The sequence below is a fragment of the Luteimonas terrae genome (genome assembly GCF_004358165.1).
GTDB classification, from domain to species: Bacteria; Pseudomonadota; Gammaproteobacteria; order Xanthomonadales; family Xanthomonadaceae; genus Luteimonas; species Luteimonas terrae.
Genome location: NZ_SMTG01000002.1, coordinates 245,679 through 264,054, shown reverse-complemented (window position 1 = coordinate 264,054; position 18,376 = coordinate 245,679). Strand labels below are relative to the sequence as shown.

The following is an 18,376-nucleotide window of genomic DNA, read 5'->3' as shown; positions in this document are numbered from 1 at the left end:
AAATTGTACCGCCAGCACCCCGGCCGGACAAGGCGGCTATTCAGCCCGCGATCGTGCCGGCGTCCGCACGGCGGAACATGCGCTGCGGCTTCAGGCGCCCGTCGGCGTCCACCTGCCCCAGGCCTTCGGCGCGGCCGCGCGGGCCGACGATGGCGACCTCGCCGGTCGGCGCGTACGGCCCCGGCAGGTCCTGGCCGTTCTGCAGACGCGCGGCCTGGCGGGCATCGACGTGCACCGTCGGCCAGGCCAGCATGCCGGCCTCCATGTCGAGCAGGCAGGCTTCGAGCTGGGCCTCGCCACGGGCCGCCAGCGCCTGCAGCTCCTCGAGCGTCCACATGCGCGGATCGCGGAAGGGGTCGACCCAGCTGCGCCGCAGCTCGGCGACGTGTGCGCCGCAACCCAGCAGTTCACCGAGGTCGCGGACCAGACTGCGGACGTAGGTGCCCGAGCCGCACTCGACGTGCAGGCGCAGCTGCGGGTGGCCATCGGGTTCGAGCACGCCGTCGAGCAGGTCGGCGGCCGAATGCAGTTCGAAGGCGTGCACGTCGACCGGTCGGACGTCGACTTCGACGATCTCGCCGCGGCGGGCCTTGGCGTACAGCGGCTCGCCACCGCGCTTGAGCGCGGAGTAGATCGGCGGGCGCTGCTGGATGCGGCCGACCAGTTGCGACAGTGCGGCGTCGAGGATTTCGATGGTCAGCGCCGGCACGGGGCGCTCGCGCAGCACTTCGCCGTCGGCGTCGTCGGTATCGGTGACCTGGCCGAGCCGTGCGACGGTGGTGTAGGCCTTGCGTGCGCCGAGCAGGCCGCCGGCGATCTTCGTCGCCTCGCCGAAGCACACCGGCAGCAGGCCGGTCGCCAGCGGATCGAGGCTGCCCGTATGGCCGCCCTTCTCGGCGCGGAACAGGTGCCGCACGCGCTGCAGCGCCTGGTTGGAGCTCATGCCGCGCGGCTTGTCGAGCAGCAGGATGCCGTCGAGCTTGCGGAACTGGGTGCGCGGACGGTCCGACTGGCGCCGCTTGCCGCGTGGGCGTTGCGCGGTCGCAGGCGGCGCGCCGGCGTCAGTCGGCGGAGGATTCGCCGACATCGCGCAGCAGGTTGTCGATGCGCTCGCCGCGGTCGACGGAATCGTCGTAGTGGAAATGCAGTTCCGGCACGTGGCGCAGCTTGACCGCGCGCGCCAGGCGGAAGCGGATCTCGTGGGCGACGGCCTTGAGGCCCTTGACGGCTTCGGCCGAACGCTCGGACTGCAGCGCGGTCACGAAGACCTTGGCATGGGCCATGTCGCGGGTGACCTCGACGTCGGACACGCTGACCGACGGCAGGCCGTGCTCGGACACCGCCTCGCGCACGAGCGTGCCGAGCTCGCGACGGAGCTGGGCGGAGACGCGGTCGGTCCGGTGGAAGGATTTCGTGGGCACTGTGATGACCTGGATCGGATTGCGATTGGATCGGATGACGGTGAAGCGGAAAACGCGGCGCCTGTGACGCCAACGGCCGGGTCCGCGTGTACGGAGCCCGGCCGCCGGTGATGAAGCCGAGCGCGCCCTTACAGGGTGCGCTGGACCTCGATGCGCTCGAAGCACTCGATCTGGTCGCCCGGCTTGACGTCGTTGTAGGCCTTCACGGCGATGCCGCACTCAGTGCCGTTGCGCACCTCGTCGACGTTCTCCTTGAAGCGGCGCAGCGATTCCAGCTCGCCCTCGAACACCACGGTGTTGTCGCGCAGCACGCGGATCGGCTTGGAACGCTTGACCACGCCCTCGATGACCATCGAGCCGGCGACCGCACCGAACTTCGAGCTGCGGAACACGTCGCGGACCTCGGCGATACCGATGATTTCTTCGCGGATCTCCATGCCCAGGATGCCCGAGGCGACCTGCTTGACCTGGTCGATCACGTCGTAGATCACCGAGAAGTAGCGCAGGTCCAGCGCGCTGTTCTCGATCACCTTGCGCGCTGACGCGTCGGCGCGGACGTTGAAGCCGATGATCGTGGCCTTCGCCGCGGCCGCCGAGTTGGCGTCCGATTCGGTGATGCCGCCGACGCCCGAGACGATGATGTTGATGCGGATCTGGTCGTTCGACAGCGCGGTCAGGGCCTGCTTGAGCGCCTCGACCGAACCCTGCACGTCGGCCTTGACGACCAGGTTGAGCGACAGCTGCTGCTCGGCCTGGCCCATCTGCGCCATGATGTCTTCCATGCGGTTGCCGGCGGCGGCGACCAGACGCGTCTCGCGACGCTTGGTCTCGCGCTGCTGCGCAACTTCCTTGGCGAGGCGCTCGTCGGCGACGACGACGAAGTCATCGCCCGCGTCCGGCACGCCCGACAGGCCGAGCACCTGCACCGGGATCGACGGACCCGCCGCCTGCACCTGGTTGCCGGTCTCGTCGAACAGCGCACGCACGCGGCCGAACTGCACGCCGCACACGAGGTAGTCGCCACGCGACAGTTCGCCCTGCTGCACAAGCACCGTCGCGACCGGGCCGCGGCCCTTGTCGAGCGAGGATTCGATGACCGTGCCGCTGGCGCGGCCCTGTGCGACCGCGCGCAGTTCGAGGATTTCGGACTGCAGCGAGACCGCGTCGAGCAGGTCGTCCACGCCCAGGCCGGTCTTGGCCGACAGCTCGACCATCTGCACGTCGCCACCGAAGTCCTCGGCCACGACTTCGTGCTCGAGCAGTTCGTTCTTGACGCGCGACGGGTCGGCGCTGGACTTGTCGATCTTGTTGATCGCGACGATCAACGGCACCTTCGCCGCCTTCGCGTGCTGGATCGCCTCGACCGTCTGCGGCATGACGCCGTCGTCGGCCGCGACCACCAGGATCACGATGTCGGTGAGCTTGGCGCCGCGCGCGCGCATCGAGGTGAACGCGGCATGGCCCGGCGTGTCGAGGAAGCTGATGACGCCCTTGTCGGTTTCGACGTGGTACGCGCCGATGTGCTGGGTGATGCCGCCGGCTTCGCCACCGGCCACCTTGGTACGGCGGATGTAGTCGAGCAGCGAGGTCTTGCCGTGATCGACGTGACCCATGATGGTCACGACCGGCGGACGTGCGACCAGATCGCCCTGGGCTTCGCCCACGTGCGCGATCAGTTCGCTCTCGGCGTCGTCGGCCGCGGCACGCACGGCGGTGTGGCCCAGTTCCTCGACGGCGAGCACGGCGGTGTCGTGATCGATCGTCTGGGTGATGGTCGCCATGACGCCCATCTTGAACAGCGCCTTGACCACGTCGCCGCCCTTCATCGCCAGCTTCTGGGCGAGGTCGGCCACGGTGATCGCATCACCGATCGCGACTTCGCGCTGGACCGGCGCGGTCGGACGTTCGAACCCGTGCGGGCCGCCGCTGCTGCGCGAGGGCGCGCTGCCGCGACGCTGTGGGCCGCCACGCTGCGGCTTGCCGCGCGTGTTGCTGTTGCTGCGGCGTGCGCGGTCCGACGCACTGAGGTGCAGCTGGCCGGCGAAACGCGCGGTCTTGTCGTCGTCCTCGACGCCGCTGACCATCGCGTGCGAGCCGCGGTTGCCTTTGTGCTTGGCACCGGCCGGCGCATTGCGATCGTCCGGGCGCGCGGGCGCGGCCGGCTTGTGGCCGTGGCCATGCGTGCTCGGCGGACGGCGGACGGCCTCGACTTCTTCCGGCGGCGCGGCGGCGGCCGCGGCGGCCTGCTCGCGCATACGCTCGGCTTCCGCCTCGGCCTCGCGCTTGCGCGCTTCGGCTTCCTCGGCGCGACGACGGTCGTCCTCGGCCAGGCGCTGCTGCTCGGACAGGTTCTTCGCACGCGATTCTTCGAGCTTGCGCAGGATCTCGGCGCGTTCGGCGTCCGGGTCGAGTGCGGCGCCATCGGCAGGCCGGCTGAGCGTGACCTTCTTGCGCACGACGACATCGACCGTCTGGCGGTTCTTGCCGCCACCGACCGTGAGTTCCTGCTTGCGGCTGCGGCTGAGCGTGATCTTCTTCGGCGCGGCCGCTTCCTCGGCCGGGGCATCGCCCTTGCCGTGCGCGCGCTTGAGGAAGCCCAGCAGCTTGAGCTTCTCGGCGCTGGTCACGCTCTGGTCGGGATCACTGAACGGCATGCCCGCTTCGGACAGTTGCTCGAGCAGTTTCTCGACCGGCGTGTTCACCAGTGCGGCCAGCTTGCGGATGGTGGTTTGTTGCGACATTCGTGATTCCGGTTCCTTGCGCGCCGCCGCGAAGTGCGGGGCGCAGTGGATTGCTCATTCTACCGCTGCATGGGATGCGTTCCGAACTGGACCGTATTCCAGGGCCTGCGGCCGCGTGCGACCGGTGCGGTGCACCGGTCGGGCGCGACCCGTCAGCCTTCCCGTTCCAGGCGCGCGATCTCTTCGGCGCGCGCGGCCAGGATCAGCGCGGCGGCGCGGGCCTCGTCGAGGTCCTCGATGCCGAACTCGACCACTTCGTCCGCACCCAGGTCCGACAGGTCTTCGCTGGTGCGCACGCCGTTGGCGGCCAGCGCGTACGCGGTCGCCTCGTCCATGCCTTCGAGGGCCAGCAGGTCGTCGGCCGGCGCGTGCTCGTCGAGGTCTTCTTCGACCGCGAGCGCGTCGTTGAGCAGCGAGTCGCGGGCGCGGCCACGCAGTTCCTCGACGATGTCCTCGTCGAAGCCTTCGACGGCCAGCAGCTCGCCGACCGGCACGTAGGCGATTTCCTCGACCGTGCCGAAGCCCTCGGACACCAGGATGCCGGCGATTTCCTCGTCGACTTCCAGCTTGTCCATGAACAGCTGGCGCGCGGTGGCCTGTTCGGCCTCCGACTTCGCGGTGACCTGGTCCTGGGTCATCACGTTGAGCTGCCAGCCCGACAGGCGGCTGGCCAAGCGCACGTTCTGGCCGCCCTTGCCGATCGCCTGGGCGAGCTTGTCCTCGGCGACCGCCAGGTCCATCGCGTGCTTGTCCTCGTCGACGACGATGGACTGCACTTCGGCCGGGGCCATCGCGTTGATGACGAACTGCGCCGGGTTGTCCGACCACAGCACGATGTCGACGCGCTCGCCGTTGAGCTCGTTGCTCACGGCCTGCACGCGCGAACCGCGCATGCCGATGCAGGCACCGATCGGATCGGTGCGGTTGTCGTAGGCCAGCACGGCGATCTTGGCGCGGTCGCCCGGATCGCGTGCGCAGGCCTTGATCTCGACCAGGCCCTGGCCGACTTCCGGCACTTCGAGCTTGAACAGCTCCATCATGAATTCCGGCGCGGCGCGGCTGATGAACAGCTGCGGGCCACGCGGCTCGCTGCGCACGTCGAACAGGAAACCGCGGACGCGGTCGCCGGCGCGCACGACGTCGCGCGGAATGGCCTTGTCCTTGGGGATCAGCGCTTCGGCGTTGCCGCCGAGGTCGACGTAGACGTTGCCGCGCTCGACACGCTTGACCACGCCGGTGACCAGCTCGCCCACGCGATCCTTCCACGCATCGACGACCTGCTGGCGCTCGGCCTCGCGCACGCGCTGCACGATGACCTGCTTGGCGGCCTGGGCGGCGATGCGACCGAAGTCGACGTTCTCGATCTGCTCCTCGATGTAGTCGCCGACCTCGACGCCTTCGGCTTCGTCGACGGCGTCCATCAGACGGATCTGGCGATCCGGCGATTCCATCACGACGTCATCGGCCACGACCTCCCAGCGACGAAAGGTCTCGTAGCTGCCGTCCTTCGAGTCGATCGACACGCGGGTCAGCACGTCCTGGTCCACGTAGCGCTTCTTGGCCGCGGTGGCCAGTGCGGCCTCGATGGCCTCCAGGATCACGGATTCCGGCACGCCCTTCTCGTTGGCGACCGCGTCGACGACCAGCAACAGTTCCTTGCTCATCTTTTCATTCACTCCGCACCGGTCGACGGATCGTCGGACCGCTTGTTGTCACGTGGTGTGTGGTTGGCCTTGCGGGTCGCGCCGGTGGCGCGGCCGTTCTCTTTCTTGTCCTTCGACGCCGCCAGGCCGAGCGCGGCCCAGTCGGGCACGATGCGTGCCTTGTCGACGTTGTCGGCCTGCGCGACGAACGCGTTGCCGTCGATGTCGAAGGTGATCGTGTCGCCTTCGACCGAGACGATGCGCCCGGTCAGGCGACGACGTCCTTCCTGCGGAAGTTTCAGGCCGACCTTGACGGTCTGGCCGACGAATTGCGCGAACTGCGCCGCGTTGAAGATCGGACGGTCGATGCCCGGCGACGAGACTTCCAGCGTGTAGTTGCCACTGATCGGGTCCTCGACGTCGAGCTGCGCGGACACTTCGCGGCTGACCGCCTCGCAGTGTTCGATCGTGACGCCCTGACCGCCCTCGCCTTCCGCGTCGGCCTGGCCCACTTCGGTGCCGGCGGGCACGTCGATGTAGATGCGCACCAGTGCACCACCCGGCGCCGGCAGATACTCGATGCCCAGCAGCTCGAGCCCGAGTGCCGTGACGGTCGGTGCCAGCAGTTCCGTGAGTTGAGTCGCCTTGTCCGCCACTGTGCCCTCGTCGGTTGTGTGTCCGGTACCGCACGATCGTCGCTTGCTGCGTCTGGAGCGCCTTGCGGTTTTCCGATCGTGGAAAACGACAAAGGGCCCGACGGGCCCCTTGTCCGATACCACTGGATGTCGGCGCCGAAGCGAAGCAGTTGCTTCGGCAAGCCCAGATTCTTCGCGTCGATGCATCCGGAGATGCGTCCTGAGTACTGCGTCGAATGTGGTAGCGGGGGCAGGATTTGAACCTGCGACCTTCGGGTTATGAGCCCGACGAGCTGCCAGACTGCTCCACCCCGCATCAGAAACGGAATTATGAAGATTTCTCTTCGATATTGCAAGAAGTTTCGAACGATTCCGCGTCCTTCGAACTTCCCCCGGCCGTCGCGTCGCGGCGACCGGGCGCGCATCTTAACCAGATGACGCGCGTATTGCCAGCCTCGATCGTTCAGCCGGCGAATGCCTGCTGGCACCACGCCATCAGCGGGCTGAAGAACGGCACCACGACCAGCAGCGCGAGCACGTTCAGGGCGAACACGGTGCGGATCGGCGTACCGGGGCGCTGCACCAGCTGCGCGTTCTCCGGCGCATCGAAGTACATGACCTTGATGACGCGCAGGTAGTAGAACGCGCCGATGACCGCGAACACGATCGCGACGATCGCCAGCCACAGCAGGTCGCCCTGCAGCGCGCCCTGCAGCACCGCCAGCTTGGCCCAGAAGCCCAGGAACGGCGGCACGCCGGCCAGCGAGGCCATGATGCAGAGCACGAGGCCGGCCATCCACGGGCTGCGCTGGTTGAGACCCTTGAAGTCGTCGATCTCTTCGGCCTCGAAACCGTTGCGCGACAGCATGACGATGGCGCCGAACGAGGCGGCCGACATCACCGCGTAGCTGACGACGTAGAACATCGCCGAGGCGTAACCCGTTTCGCCGCCGCCGGCCAGACCGAGCAACAGGAAGCCGACGTGCGAGATCGTCGAATACGCGAGCATGCGCTTGAGGTTGGTCTGCGCGATCGCGAACAGGTTGCCCACCACCAGCGACAGCGCGGCGAGGATCGACAGCAGGATCTGCGCCTGGTCGTGCAGCGGCGACAGGCCCACTTCCAGCAGGCGCCAGGTCATGCCGAACGCGGCGAGCTTGGGCACCGAGCTGATGAAGGCGACGATCGGCGTCGGCGCGCCGTGGTAGGTGTCGGGCAGCCACATGTGGAACGGCGCGGCGCCGAACTTGAACGCGATGCCGACGATCAGGAACACCATGCCGGTCAGCATCAGCACGCGGCCGTCGCTCGACAGGCCGCCGATCGCGTCATGGATGCCCGGCAGCGACAGCGTGCCGGCCGCGCCATAGACCAGCGACATGCCAAACAGCAGCATGCCCGAGGCCAGTGCGCCGAGGACGAAGTACTTCATCGCCGCTTCGGAGGCCAACTTGTTGTCGCGGTCGCAGGCGACCAGCGCGTACGAGCACAGCGCCAGCAGTTCCAGACCGACGTAGACCATCGTCAGATTGTTGGCCGAGACCAGCAGCATCATGCCGGCGGCGGTGAACAGGAACAGCACCGGGATCTCGCCCTGGTACAGGGCGCGCTCGCGCAGATAGGTCCAGGCATAGCCCAGCGCGATTGCCGCGACCACGAGGCCGACGACCTTGAGCACATCGGCGCCGGTGTCGCGCACGAACATGTCGGCCAGGGTGCTGCCCTGCCCGCCCACGCCGAAGGCGATCAGCGCGGCGGCGGCGAGCAGCGTCGCCACGGCCAGCACGTGGGTGATCACGCGGCGGCGCGGATCGATGAACAGGTCGAGCATCAGCAGGGCGAACGCGCCCAGCACCACGACGAGCTCGGGCACGATCGGGCCGAGTTCGGCCAGGGTGCGGACGGGGGGCGTCATCGGATTGTTAATCACTTCACACGTTCCTCGGCAATCCAACGGATCACACTGATTCGATCATCAACCGATGCCGTCCATGGCGAGACATGGGCGACTCCGGATTGTCCTGACCGGCCATCCGTGGCCGGTCGTTCCCAGACGCGGCGGCCGTCTTGAGGGCGCCCGCCAAGCACGCGTCTGCTCACCCTCAAAGCTTGCTTGCGGCGATCAGGTTCGCCAGTTGCGCGATGGACGGTTCCATCAGGTCGGTCAGCGGCTTGGGATAGACGCCGATCAGCAGCGTGCCCGCGGCGAACACGCCCAGCACCAGCGCCTCGCGGGCATTGATGTCCTTGAGCGCGGCGACGTGTGCATTGGCGACTTCGCCGTAGAGCACGCGCTTGACCAGCCACAGCGTGTAGGCGGCGCCGATGATCAGCGTCATCGCCGCGAAGAAGCCGATCACCGGATTGGCCTGGAACGCGGCCAAGATGACCATGAACTCGCCGACGAAGCCCGAGGTGCCCGGCAGGCCGGAGTTGGCCATCGCGAACAGCACGTAGAACGCGGCGAACCACGGCATCACATTCGCGACCCCGCCGTAGTCCTTGATCATGCGGGTGTGCATGCGGTCGTAGAGGATGCCGATGCACGAGAACATCGCGCCGGAGATGAAGCCGTGGCTGACCATCTGCACCATCGCGCCCTGCAGGCCGAGACGTGCGGCATCGCCGCCACCATCGACGTCGCGCACCAGCGCGAACGCGATGAATACACCCAGGGTCACGAAGCCCATGTGCGAGACGGACGAATAGGCGACGAGCTTCTTCATGTCCTCCTGCACCAGCGCCACCAGACCCACGTAGACGATGGCGATCAGCGACAGCGCGATGACGAGCCAAGCCCACTCGTGGCCGGCGTCCGGGGTGATCGGCAGGTTGAAGCGCAGGAAGCCGTAGCCGCCGATCTTCAGCATGATCGCGGCCAGGATCACCGAGCCGCCGGTCGGCGCCTCGACATGCGCGTCCGGCAACCAGGTGTGTACCGGGAACATCGGCACCTTCACCGCGAACGCGGCAAGGAAGGCGAAGAAGATCCACATCTGCTCGGTCGACGACAGCCGCAGCGCGTACAGGTCGGGCAGCTGCCAGCTGCCGGCCTGCAGGTACAGGTAGATCAGCGCGACCAGCATGAACACCGACCCGAGGAAGGTGTACAGGAAGAACTTCACCGACGCGTAGACGCGACGCGCGCCACCCCAGATACCGATGATGATGAACATCGGAATCAGCATGGCCTCGAAGAACACGTAGAACAGCATCGCGTCGACGGCCGCGAACACGCCGACCATCATGCCCTCGAGGATCAGCATCGCGGCGAAGTACTGCGACACGCGCTTTGTGATCGAGGTCCACGCGCCGATCAGCACCAGCGCGGTGGTCAGCGTGGTCAGCACGATCAGCGCGACCGAGATGCCGTCCGCGCCGAGGTGGTACTCGATGCCCAGCGACGGAATCCACTCGCGACGCTCGAGGAACTGCAGGCCGGCGTTGGCGTAATCGAAGCCGGTGAACAACGGGATGCTGATCGCGAACACCACCAGCGCGAACGCCAGCGAGGTCCAGCGGGCGAGATCCGGGCGACGGTCGCCCATGGCGAGCACGCACGCACCGCCGAGGATCGGCAGCCAGATCAGAAGACTGAGAAGAGGCCAGTTCGACACGTCGATATTTCCGTCAGCGCCAGTACTTGATGAGGACGGCCAACAACACGATCAGGCCGACGATCATCGCGAATGCATAGTGGTAGAGGGCGCCGGACTGCAGCCGGCGCACGACGCCCGCGACCAGGCCGACGAGACGCGCCGGACCGTTCACGAACACGCCGTCGATGAGCCGGGTGTCGAACACACGCGACAACTTGCCGAGCGCCACGCCGCCGCCGGCGAAGCCACCGATCCACAGATCGTCGGCGAAGTACTTGCGCTCCAGGACCCTGATCGGCAGCGCGAACACGCGCGCGGCCTTGGCCGGCAGCTCGGGCTTCCACCAGTACATGACGGTGGCGAGCACGAAGCCGGCGACGACCAGCCAGAACGCCGGCGCGATGAAGCCGTGCAGCGCCAGCGCGTTCGGGCCGTGCCAAAGCGCTTCCTTGACCGCGGCCATGACGTCGTGGGACGCCAGCACATGGATCACGCCGTCGAAGAACCACTGGCCTTCGTGGTGACCGCTCCAGTCGGTGCCGAACAGCATCGGACCGGCGGTGAAGTAGCCGATCAGGATCGACGGGATCGCCAGCAGGATCAGCGGCAGCGTGACCACCCACGGCGACTCGTGCGGCTCGTGCACGCCATGGTGGCCGTGGTCGTCGTGCGCGTGTGCATCGTGCGTCGATGCGGCGACGTGGCCGTGCCCGTCGTCGTGCAGCGGCTCGTGATGGGTTTCCTGGCCGTGCGCATCGTGCGCGGCGTGGTCGTCGGACGCATGCGCATCGCGGAAACGCTCCTTGCCGAAGTACGTCATGTACAGCAGGCGGAAGCTGTAGAACGAGGTCACGAACGCGCCCAGCAGCACCGACCAGTACGCGTACTGGTAGACCCAGCCGCCGCCGTTCGCTTCCTTGGCCGCCTCGATGATGACGTCCTTGGAATAGAAGCCGCTGAAGAACGGCGTGCCGACCAGGGCCAGCGTGCCGATGACGCTGGTCCAGAAGGTGATCGGCATGTACTTGCGCAGGCCGCCCATCTTGCGCATGTCCTGCTCGTGGTGCATGCCGATGATCACCGAGCCCGCCGCCAGGAACAGCAGCGCCTTGAAGAAGGCGTGGGTCATCAGGTGGAACACGGCCGCCGAGTACGCGGACACGCCCAGCGCCACGGTCATGTAGCCCAGCTGCGACAGCGTGGAGTACGCGACGACGCGCTTGATGTCGTTCTGCACGATGCCGATCAGGCCGGTGAAGAAGGCCGTGGTCGCACCGATGAAGAGGATGAACTGCAGCGCGGTTTCCGACAGCTCGAACAGCGGCGACATGCGCGCCACCATGAAGATGCCGGCCGTGACCATGGTCGCGGCGTGGATCAGCGCCGAGATCGGGGTCGGGCCTTCCATCGAGTCGGGCAGCCACACATGCAGCGGCACCTGGGCCGACTTGCCCATCGCGCCGATGAACAGGCAGATGCAGACCATCGTCGCGACCGACCACTCGAAGCCGCCGATGACCTGGATGGTCTGTCCGCCGCCGATCGTCGCGTCGGCCGCCGCGAAGACGGTCGCGTAGTCGAGCGAGCCGAAGTACCACAGCACGCCGGCGATGCCGAGCAGGAAGCCGAAGTCGCCGACGCGGTTGACCAGGAACGCCTTCATGTTGGCGAACACCGCGGTCGGCTTCTTGAACCAGAAGCCGATCAGCAGATAGGACACCAGACCCACTGCTTCCCAGCCGAAGAACAGCTGCAGGAAGTTGTTGCCCATGACCAGCATGAGCATCGAGAAGGTGAACAGCGAGATGTAGCTGAAGAAGCGCTGGTAGCCCGGATCCTCTTCCATGTAGCCGATGGTGTAGACGTGCACCAGCAGCGACACGAAGGTCACCACGACCATCATCATCGCGGTGAGGTTGTCGATCAGGAAGCCCACGTGCGCCGAGTAGTTGCCGACCTCGAAGAACGTGTAGACGTTCTCGTTGAAGACCGGCGCGCCCTGCATCAGCTGCCACAGCGTGTAGATCGACAGCGCGCAGCTCACCGCGACACCACCGATGGTCACGCTGTGCGCGCCGGCGCGGCCGACCTGACGGCCGAACAGGCCGGCGATGATCGAACCCAGCAGCGGGGCCAGGACGATCGCGATCAGGATGCCCTTGGAAACTGTGTACTCCATGCCCGGCTCAGCCCTTCAGCGTGTCGAGTTCGGCGACGTTGATCGTGCGCCGGTTGCGGAACAGCGTGACCAGGATCGCCAGGCCGATGGCGGCCTCGGCCGCGGCCACGGTCAGGATGAAGAACACGAAGATCTGCCCGGCGGCGTCGCCGAATTCGCGCGAGAACGCGATGAAGTTGATGTTGACCGCGAGCAGCATCAGCTCGATCGACATCAGCAGGATGATCACGTTCTTCCGGTTGAGGAAGATGCCCGCCACCGAGATGCAGAACAGCACCGCGCCCAGCGACAGGTAATGGCCCAGCGCGAGGCCGGTTCCGAACAGCTCGGTCATTTCGCTTCTCCCTCGCCCTCGCCCGCCGGCGGTGCGGCGACCGGACGCACCGCGTCCATCTTCACTACGCGCACGCGGTCCTTGGCCTTCACCCGCGCCTGTTCGCTCGGGTTCTGGTGCTTGGTGCCCGGACGACGACGCAGCGTCAGCATCACCGCGGCGATGACGGCGACGGTCAGGATGACCGCGGCCACTTCGAACGGCAGCAGGAAGTCGGTGAACAGACGGCGCGCGATCCACACCGTGTTCGACACGCCGGCCGCGTCGACCGCGTCGACACCGTAGGGCGTCATCTTCGTACCCACGCCGATCAGCGTGACGATCTCGACCAGCATCACCACCGCCACGACCAGGCCGACGGGCAGATAGCGCACGTAGCCTTCGCGCAGCGGCGCGACGTCCACGTCGAGCATCATCACCACGAACAGGAACAGCACCATCACCGCGCCGACGTAGACCAGCACCAGGGCAAGGCCCAGGAACTCGGCGCCGACCAGCAACCAGGTGCAGGCGGTGGAGAAGAAGGTCAGCACCAGGAACAGCGCCGCGTGCACCGGATTGCGGGCACTGATCACCGCCACCGCGGACATCACTGTGATCGCGGCGAAGACGAGAAATGCAATGAGCGTGGTTTCCATGACTTACCTGTACGCGGAGTCGGCGGCGCGACGCTCGGCGATCTCGGACTCGAGGCGGTCGCCGATGGCCAGCAACTGCGGCTTGGTCACGATGTTCTCGCCGCGGTTCTCGAAGTGGTACTCGTGCAGGTGCGTCTCGACGATCGAGTCGACCGGGCACGATTCCTCGCAGAAACCGCAGTAGATGCACTTGAACAGGTCGATGTCGTAGCGCGTGGTGCGGCGGGTGCCGTCCTCGCGCTGCTCCGAATCGATGGTGATCGCCAGCGCCGGGCACACCGCTTCGCAGAGCTTGCAGGCGATGCAGCGTTCTTCACCGTTGGGGTAGCGACGCAGTGCATGCAAACCGCGGAACCGCGGCGACTGCGGCGTCTTCTCCATCGGGTACATCAGCGTGTACTTGTCGCGGAACAGGTAGCGGAAGGTCAGTGCCATGCCGCAGAGCAGTTCCAGCAGCAGCAGGCCCTTGAACCAGGAAACGATCTTGTTCATGCCTGCCCTGCCCCGATCACACCGAAATACGACATCAACGCGGTCACCACGATCCAGCCGATGCTGATCGGGATGAACACCTTCCAGCCCAGGCGCATGATCTGGTCGTAGCGGTAGCGCGGGAACGACGCGCGGAACCAGATGAAGACGCTGGCGAACAGGAACACCTTCGCGAACAGCCACCACCAGCCGTCGACCGACAGCACCGGAATGCCCAGGCCGTGGAACGGCGAGAGCCAGCCACCGAGGAAGAAGATCGCCGTCAGGAAGCTGATCAGGATCATGTTCGCGTATTCGGCGAGGAAGAACAGCGCGAACGCCGACCCCGAATACTCGACCATGTGACCGGCGACGATTTCCGACTCGCCTTCGACGACGTCGAAGGGCGCGCGGTTGGTCTCGGCCACGCCGGACACAAAATAGATCACGAACAGCGGCAGCAGCGGCAGCCAGAACCAGCTGAAGAGGCCCTTGCCGCCGGCCTGTGCCATGACGATCTCGCTGAGGTTGAGGCTGCCCGAGGCGACCATCACACCGACCAGGGCGAAGCCCATCGCGATTTCGTAGCTGATCATCTGCGCCGAGGCGCGCATCGCACCGAGGAAGGCGTACTTCGAGTTCGACGCCCAGCCGGCGAGGATGATGCCGTAGATGCCAAGCGACGTCATCGCCAGCAGGTACAGCAGACCGGCGTTGGCGTTCGAGAGCACCAGCTGCGCATCAAAGGGCACCACCGCCCAGGCCGCGAATGCGGGCGCGAGCGTGATCAGCGGCGCCAGCACGAACAGCACGCGCTGCGCACGGGTCGGCTGGATGACTTCCTTGAACAGCAGTTTGAAGACGTCGGCGAAGGCCTGGAAGATGCCCATGCCCACGTACATCGGTCCGTGGCGCTGGTGCATCCAGCCGAGCAGCTTGCGCTCCCAGACCACGTAGAACGCGACGGCGATGATCACCGGCATCGCGATCACGAGGATCTTGAGCACGGTCCAGAGGATCAGACCGATCGCGCCCAGCGACAGCAGCCAGTCGTGCAGCGGCGCGGTGACGTCACCGAGCAGCGTTGCGGTATTCGTGACACTCATGCCGCCACCACCTTGACCTTGCCGGCCGCCAGCGCAGCCGTGGCGCCATAGCCCGATTCCACCCATGCCGCGCCCGGCGCGACACGGTCGTCGACCGCCACCTGCAGCGTCGCGGTGCCGACCGCATTGGCGACCTTGGCCATGCCGCCGTCGGCGACGCCGTTGGCGGACGCGTCGTCGGGATGCAGCACGATGCGCGGACCGACGTTGAGCGGGTGCGACTGCAGCGCCGCCGCACGACGGGTCAGGCCGTCGACGCGGTAGATCGCCTGGGTCACGGCCAGTTCCAGACCGTCACCGTCGACGACCGGCGCATTCGACGCGGCGACCTGCACGGCCCTGGCCTGCAGGCCGGCACGCAGACCGGCGAGATCGGTGAAGTCGAAACCGGCCAGTTCCATCGCACCACCGAGTGCGCGCAGCACGCGCCAGCCGGCACGCGCGTCACCCGGCAGCTTGCCGGCGGCGGTGGCCTGCTGGCTGCGACCTTCGAGGTTGGTCAGCGTGGCGTCGATCTCCGCGAGCGCGCCGATCGGCAGGATCACGTCGGCGACCTGACGCGTGGACTGGCAGGCGAAGTGGCTGAAGGCCACGACCTGCGCCGCACCCAGCGCCTTGAGCGCCTTCGCCTGGTCGGCGAAATCCAGACCCGGCTCGATGCCGTAGATCACGTAGGCGCCGCGCGTCTCGGCGAGCATCGCATTGGCATCGCGCGAGGTCGGCAGCACGCCGGCACGCGTCAGGCCGAGCGCGTTCGCACCCTGCGGAATGCGGCACAACGAAGCGCCGGTGCTCGACGCGAGCGCGGCGGCCGCCTTGCGGATATCGGCCGCGTGCGCGCTGGCTTCCGCCTGCGCGCCGACGATGATCGCCGCGTGCTTCGCACCGCGCAGCGCGTCACCGAGTTCGGCGACCTGCAGCGTCGCTGCGATCTGCGACGGCGCGACGATGGCCTTGTCTTCGATGTCGAAGGTGAAGTCGAAATCGACCGGGTTGACCACGTAGACCTTGGCACCACGGGTCCAAGCCTGGCGCACGCGGTGGTGCAGCAGCGGCACTTCGTGGCGCAGGTTGGAGCCGACCAGCAGCACCACGTCGGCCTTGTCGAGTTCGGCGACCGGCATCGCGAAGGCTTCGGCGACGGCGCCATCCGACAGGTCGCGCTGGGCGATGCGGTGGTCGAGATTGCCGGTGCCCAGGGCGTCGGCCAGACGCGCGAGCAGCGCGCCCTCCTCGTTCGAGGTGGCCGGGTGCACCAGCACGCCGAGCTGGTCGGCGGCGTTGTCGCGCAGGATGCTTTCCGCGCGGGTCAATGCGTCTTCCCATGAAGCCTCACGCCACTCGCCGCCATCCTTGACCAGCGGACGCACCGCGCGGTCGTCGGCCGACAGGCCCTGGTGCGAGTAACGGTCACGATCGGAGATCCAGCACTCGTTGACCGCTTCGTTGTCGCGCGGCACGGTGCGCATCACGTCGCCACGGCGCAGGTGATGGAACAGGTTGCTGCCCAGCGCGTCGTGCGCGCCCAGCGATTCGCGTGCGATCAGTTCCCACGGACGCGCACGGAAACGGAACACCTTGTTGGTCAGCGCGCCGACCGGACACACGTCGATGACGTTGCCCGACAGTTCGGTCGTCAGCGGCTTGCCGTCGTAGGTGCCGATCTGCAGGTTCTCGCCGCGCTGCATGCCGCCCAGCTCGTAGGTGCCGGCGATTTCCGCGGTGAAGCGCACGCAGCGCGTGCACTGGATGCAGCGGGTCATCTCGGTCGCGACCAGCGGACCGAGGTCCTCGTCGGCGACCACGCGCTTGCGCTCGGCGAAGCGGCTGACCGAACGGCCGTAGCCGAGCGAGAGATCCTGCAGCTCGCACTCGCCGCCCTGATCGCAGATCGGGCAGTCGAGCGGATGGTTGATCAGCAGGAACTCCATCACGTTGCGCTGGGCCTTGAGCGCCTTGTCGTTGCGCGTGAAGACCTTCAGGCCGTCCATCACCGGCGTGGCGCAGGCCGGTGACGGCTTGGGCGCACCGCGGCCGCCGACTTCGGTGTCGACCAGGCACATGCGGCAGTTCGCGGCGATCGCGAGCTTGTCGTGATAGCAGAAACGCGGGATCGGAATGCCGGCCTTGTCGGCGGCATGGATGATCATCGAGCCCTTGGGCGCGGCCAGTTCGACGCCGTCGATGAAGACGGTGACGTGGTCGGGCGGCAGGTCCGGATTCACCGGCTGTGCGCTCATGCGGCCACCGCCTTGGGCACCACGGTGCCGTTGCGCTGGTCGTCGACGAGGAAGCGCTTGTTCACGATCGCGTACTCGAACTCGTCCCAGAAATGACGCAGGAAGCCCTGCACCGGCCATGCGGCCGCTTCACCGAAGGCGCAGATGGTGTGTCCCTCGATCTGGCCGGCCGCGGCCCGCAGCATCTGCAGGTCTTCGACCGTCGCGGTGTGCGTGGCGATGCGGGTCAGCATGCGGTACATCCAGCCGGTGCCTTCGCGGCACGGCGTGCACTGGCCGCAGCTTTCCTTGTAGTAGAAGCGCGCGATGCGTTGGCAGGCGCGCACCATGCACGTGGTGTCGTCCATGACGATGACCGCGCCCGAGCCGAGACCGGAACCGGCCTTCTGCAGGGCGTCGTAGTCCATCGTCAGACCCATCATGGTCTCGCCCGGCAGCACCGGCATCGAGGAACCACCCGGAATCACGCCCTTGATCGTGCGGCCTTCGCGCATGCCGCCGCACATCTCGAGCAGCTCGGCGAACGGCGTGCCCAGGCGGATCTCGTGGTTGCCCGGCTTCGCCACGTGACCGGAGACCGAGAAGATCTTGCAGCCGCCGTTGTTGGGCTTGCCCAGCTCCATGAACCACTGCGCGCCGTTGCGCACGATGGCCGGCACCGAGGCGTAGGTCTCGGTGTTGTTGATCGTCGTCGGCTTGCCGTAGAGGCCGAAGTTGGCCGGGAACGGCGGCTTGAAGCGCGGCTGGCCTTTCTTGCCTTCCAGCGATTCCATCAGCGCGGTTTCCTCGCCGCAGATGTAGGCGCCCGCGCCGAGCGCGTTGTACAGATCGACGTCGACGCCGCTGCCGAGGATGTTCTTGCCCAGCCAGCCGTTCGCATAGGCTTCGGCGGTGGCCTCTTCCAGATGTTCGAAGGGCTCGTGGTGGAACTCGCCGCGCAGGTAGTTGTAGGCCACCGTCGAGCCGGTCGCGTAGCACGCGATCGCCATGCCCTCGATGACCGCATGCGGGTTGTAACGCAGGATGTCGCGGTCCTTGGCGGTGCCCGGCTCGGACTCGTCCGAATTGCAGAGGATGTACTTCTGCATCTCGCCCTTGGGCATGAAGCTCCACTTCAGACCGGTCGGGAAGCCCGCGCCGCCGCGGCCGCGCAGGCCCGACTGCTTGACCATCTCGATCACGTCGGCCGGCGGGATCTTCTCTTCGAGGATCTTGCGCAGCGCGCTGTAACCACCCGTCTTGAGGTAGTTCTCGTAGGACCACGGCTTGTCGAAATGCAGCGTGGTGTAGACCGCCTGGTGTTCCTTGGGCGCCGGCCCGACGGGCCCGTAACCTTCGGAAGACTTGGGATGGTGATGTGCCATGTCCG

Annotated in this window: 14 protein-coding genes and 1 tRNA gene; all 15 read right to left on the bottom strand. The window is 67.0% G+C overall.

The features are described from left to right. Positions 1-40: 40 nt before the first annotated feature. Entirely contained in the window at positions 41-1,087 is a 1,047-nt protein-coding gene (truB, locus tag E2F49_RS01330; protein WP_133392294.1) for a tRNA pseudouridine(55) synthase TruB, read from the bottom strand. Then, entirely contained in the window at positions 1,062-1,421 is a 360-nt protein-coding gene (gene rbfA, locus E2F49_RS01325; RefSeq protein ID WP_055247274.1) for a 30S ribosome-binding factor RbfA, read from the bottom strand. The genes truB and rbfA overlap by 26 nt, the downstream gene beginning before the upstream one ends. 128 nt (positions 1,422-1,549) lie before the next feature. Then, entirely contained in the window at positions 1,550-4,162 is a 2,613-nt protein-coding gene (gene infB / locus E2F49_RS01320; protein ID WP_133392293.1) for a translation initiation factor IF-2, read from the bottom strand. A 152-nt stretch (positions 4,163-4,314) separates the two neighbouring features. Further along, a complete protein-coding gene (gene nusA, locus E2F49_RS01315) occupies positions 4,315-5,826 on the bottom strand; it encodes a transcription termination factor NusA (RefSeq protein WP_055247270.1) in 1,512 nt (503 codons plus the stop codon). A gap of 8 nt (positions 5,827-5,834) precedes the next feature. Beyond that, positions 5,835-6,461: a ribosome maturation factor RimP gene (locus tag E2F49_RS01310; protein WP_055247268.1), complete on the bottom strand. Its 627-nt coding sequence runs from the start codon at positions 6,459-6,461 to the stop codon at positions 5,835-5,837. Positions 6,462-6,679: 218 nt separating this feature from the next. Continuing rightward, positions 6,680-6,756: transfer RNA gene (locus E2F49_RS01305), tRNA-Met, on the bottom strand. Positions 6,757-6,903: 147 nt separating this feature from the next. Then, complete coding sequence (gene nuoN / locus E2F49_RS01300; protein ID WP_133392291.1) at positions 6,904-8,355, bottom strand: NADH-quinone oxidoreductase subunit NuoN; 1,452 nt, start codon at positions 8,353-8,355, stop codon at positions 6,904-6,906. Positions 8,356-8,542: 187 nt separating this feature from the next. After that, the gene (locus tag E2F49_RS01295; RefSeq protein ID WP_133392290.1) at positions 8,543-10,057 is read right to left on the bottom strand and encodes an NADH-quinone oxidoreductase subunit M; all 1,515 of its coding nucleotides are present in this window, start codon (positions 10,055-10,057) and stop codon (positions 8,543-8,545) included. 13 nt (positions 10,058-10,070) lie between these two features. Continuing rightward, positions 10,071-12,218, bottom strand: a complete 2,148-nt coding sequence (nuoL, locus tag E2F49_RS01290; RefSeq protein WP_133392289.1) for an NADH-quinone oxidoreductase subunit L — start codon at positions 12,216-12,218, stop codon at positions 10,071-10,073. A 7-nt stretch (positions 12,219-12,225) separates the two neighbouring features. Next, positions 12,226-12,552, bottom strand: a complete 327-nt coding sequence (gene nuoK, locus E2F49_RS01285) for an NADH-quinone oxidoreductase subunit NuoK (RefSeq protein ID WP_055247260.1) — start codon at positions 12,550-12,552, stop codon at positions 12,226-12,228. Next, positions 12,549-13,190 carry an NADH-quinone oxidoreductase subunit J gene (locus E2F49_RS01280; RefSeq protein ID WP_055247258.1) on the bottom strand — a complete coding sequence of 214 codons (642 nt, stop codon included), beginning with the start codon at positions 13,188-13,190 and terminating at the stop codon, positions 12,549-12,551. The genes nuoK and E2F49_RS01280 overlap by 4 nt, the downstream gene beginning before the upstream one ends. Positions 13,191-13,193: 3 nt before the next feature. Then, positions 13,194-13,682: an NADH-quinone oxidoreductase subunit NuoI gene (gene nuoI / locus E2F49_RS01275; protein ID WP_133392288.1), complete on the bottom strand. Its 489-nt coding sequence runs from the start codon at positions 13,680-13,682 to the stop codon at positions 13,194-13,196. After that, positions 13,679-14,767, bottom strand: coding sequence for an NADH-quinone oxidoreductase subunit NuoH (nuoH, locus tag E2F49_RS01270; protein ID WP_133392287.1), 1,089 nt, complete (start codon positions 14,765-14,767; stop codon positions 13,679-13,681). The genes nuoI and nuoH overlap by 4 nt, the downstream gene beginning before the upstream one ends. Next, a complete protein-coding gene (nuoG, locus tag E2F49_RS01265; protein ID WP_133392286.1) occupies positions 14,764-17,007 on the bottom strand; it encodes an NADH-quinone oxidoreductase subunit NuoG in 2,244 nt (747 codons plus the stop codon). The genes nuoH and nuoG overlap by 4 nt, the downstream gene beginning before the upstream one ends. Continuing rightward, entirely contained in the window at positions 17,004-18,371 is a 1,368-nt protein-coding gene (gene nuoF, locus E2F49_RS01260) for an NADH-quinone oxidoreductase subunit NuoF (RefSeq protein WP_055247250.1), read from the bottom strand. The genes nuoG and nuoF overlap by 4 nt, the downstream gene beginning before the upstream one ends. Positions 18,372-18,376: the final 5 nt, after the last annotated feature.

Excerpts from the sequence above, each read along its gene's own strand:
- truB (WP_133392294.1), bottom strand. The coding sequence starts at position 1,087 with ATGTCGGCGAATCCTCCGCCGACTGACGCCGGCGCGCCGCCTGCGACC.
- infB (WP_133392293.1), bottom strand. The coding sequence starts at position 4,162 with ATGTCGCAACAAACCACCATCCGCAAGCTGGCCGCACTGGTGAACACG.
- nusA (WP_055247270.1), bottom strand. The coding sequence starts at position 5,826 with ATGAGCAAGGAACTGTTGCTGGTCGTCGACGCGGTCGCCAACGAGAAG.
- nuoN (WP_133392291.1), bottom strand. The coding sequence starts at position 8,355 with ATGACGCCCCCCGTCCGCACCCTGGCCGAACTCGGCCCGATCGTGCCC.
- nuoL (WP_133392289.1), bottom strand. The coding sequence starts at position 12,218 with ATGGAGTACACAGTTTCCAAGGGCATCCTGATCGCGATCGTCCTGGCC.
- nuoK (WP_055247260.1), bottom strand. The coding sequence starts at position 12,552 with ATGACCGAGCTGTTCGGAACCGGCCTCGCGCTGGGCCATTACCTGTCG.
- E2F49_RS01280 (WP_055247258.1), bottom strand. The coding sequence starts at position 13,190 with ATGGAAACCACGCTCATTGCATTTCTCGTCTTCGCCGCGATCACAGTG.
- nuoI (WP_133392288.1), bottom strand. The coding sequence starts at position 13,682 with ATGAACAAGATCGTTTCCTGGTTCAAGGGCCTGCTGCTGCTGGAACTG.
- nuoH (WP_133392287.1), bottom strand. The coding sequence starts at position 14,767 with ATGAGTGTCACGAATACCGCAACGCTGCTCGGTGACGTCACCGCGCCG.
- nuoG (WP_133392286.1), bottom strand. The coding sequence starts at position 17,007 with ATGAGCGCACAGCCGGTGAATCCGGACCTGCCGCCCGACCACGTCACC.
- nuoF (WP_055247250.1), bottom strand. The coding sequence starts at position 18,371 with ATGGCACATCACCATCCCAAGTCTTCCGAAGGTTACGGGCCCGTCGGG.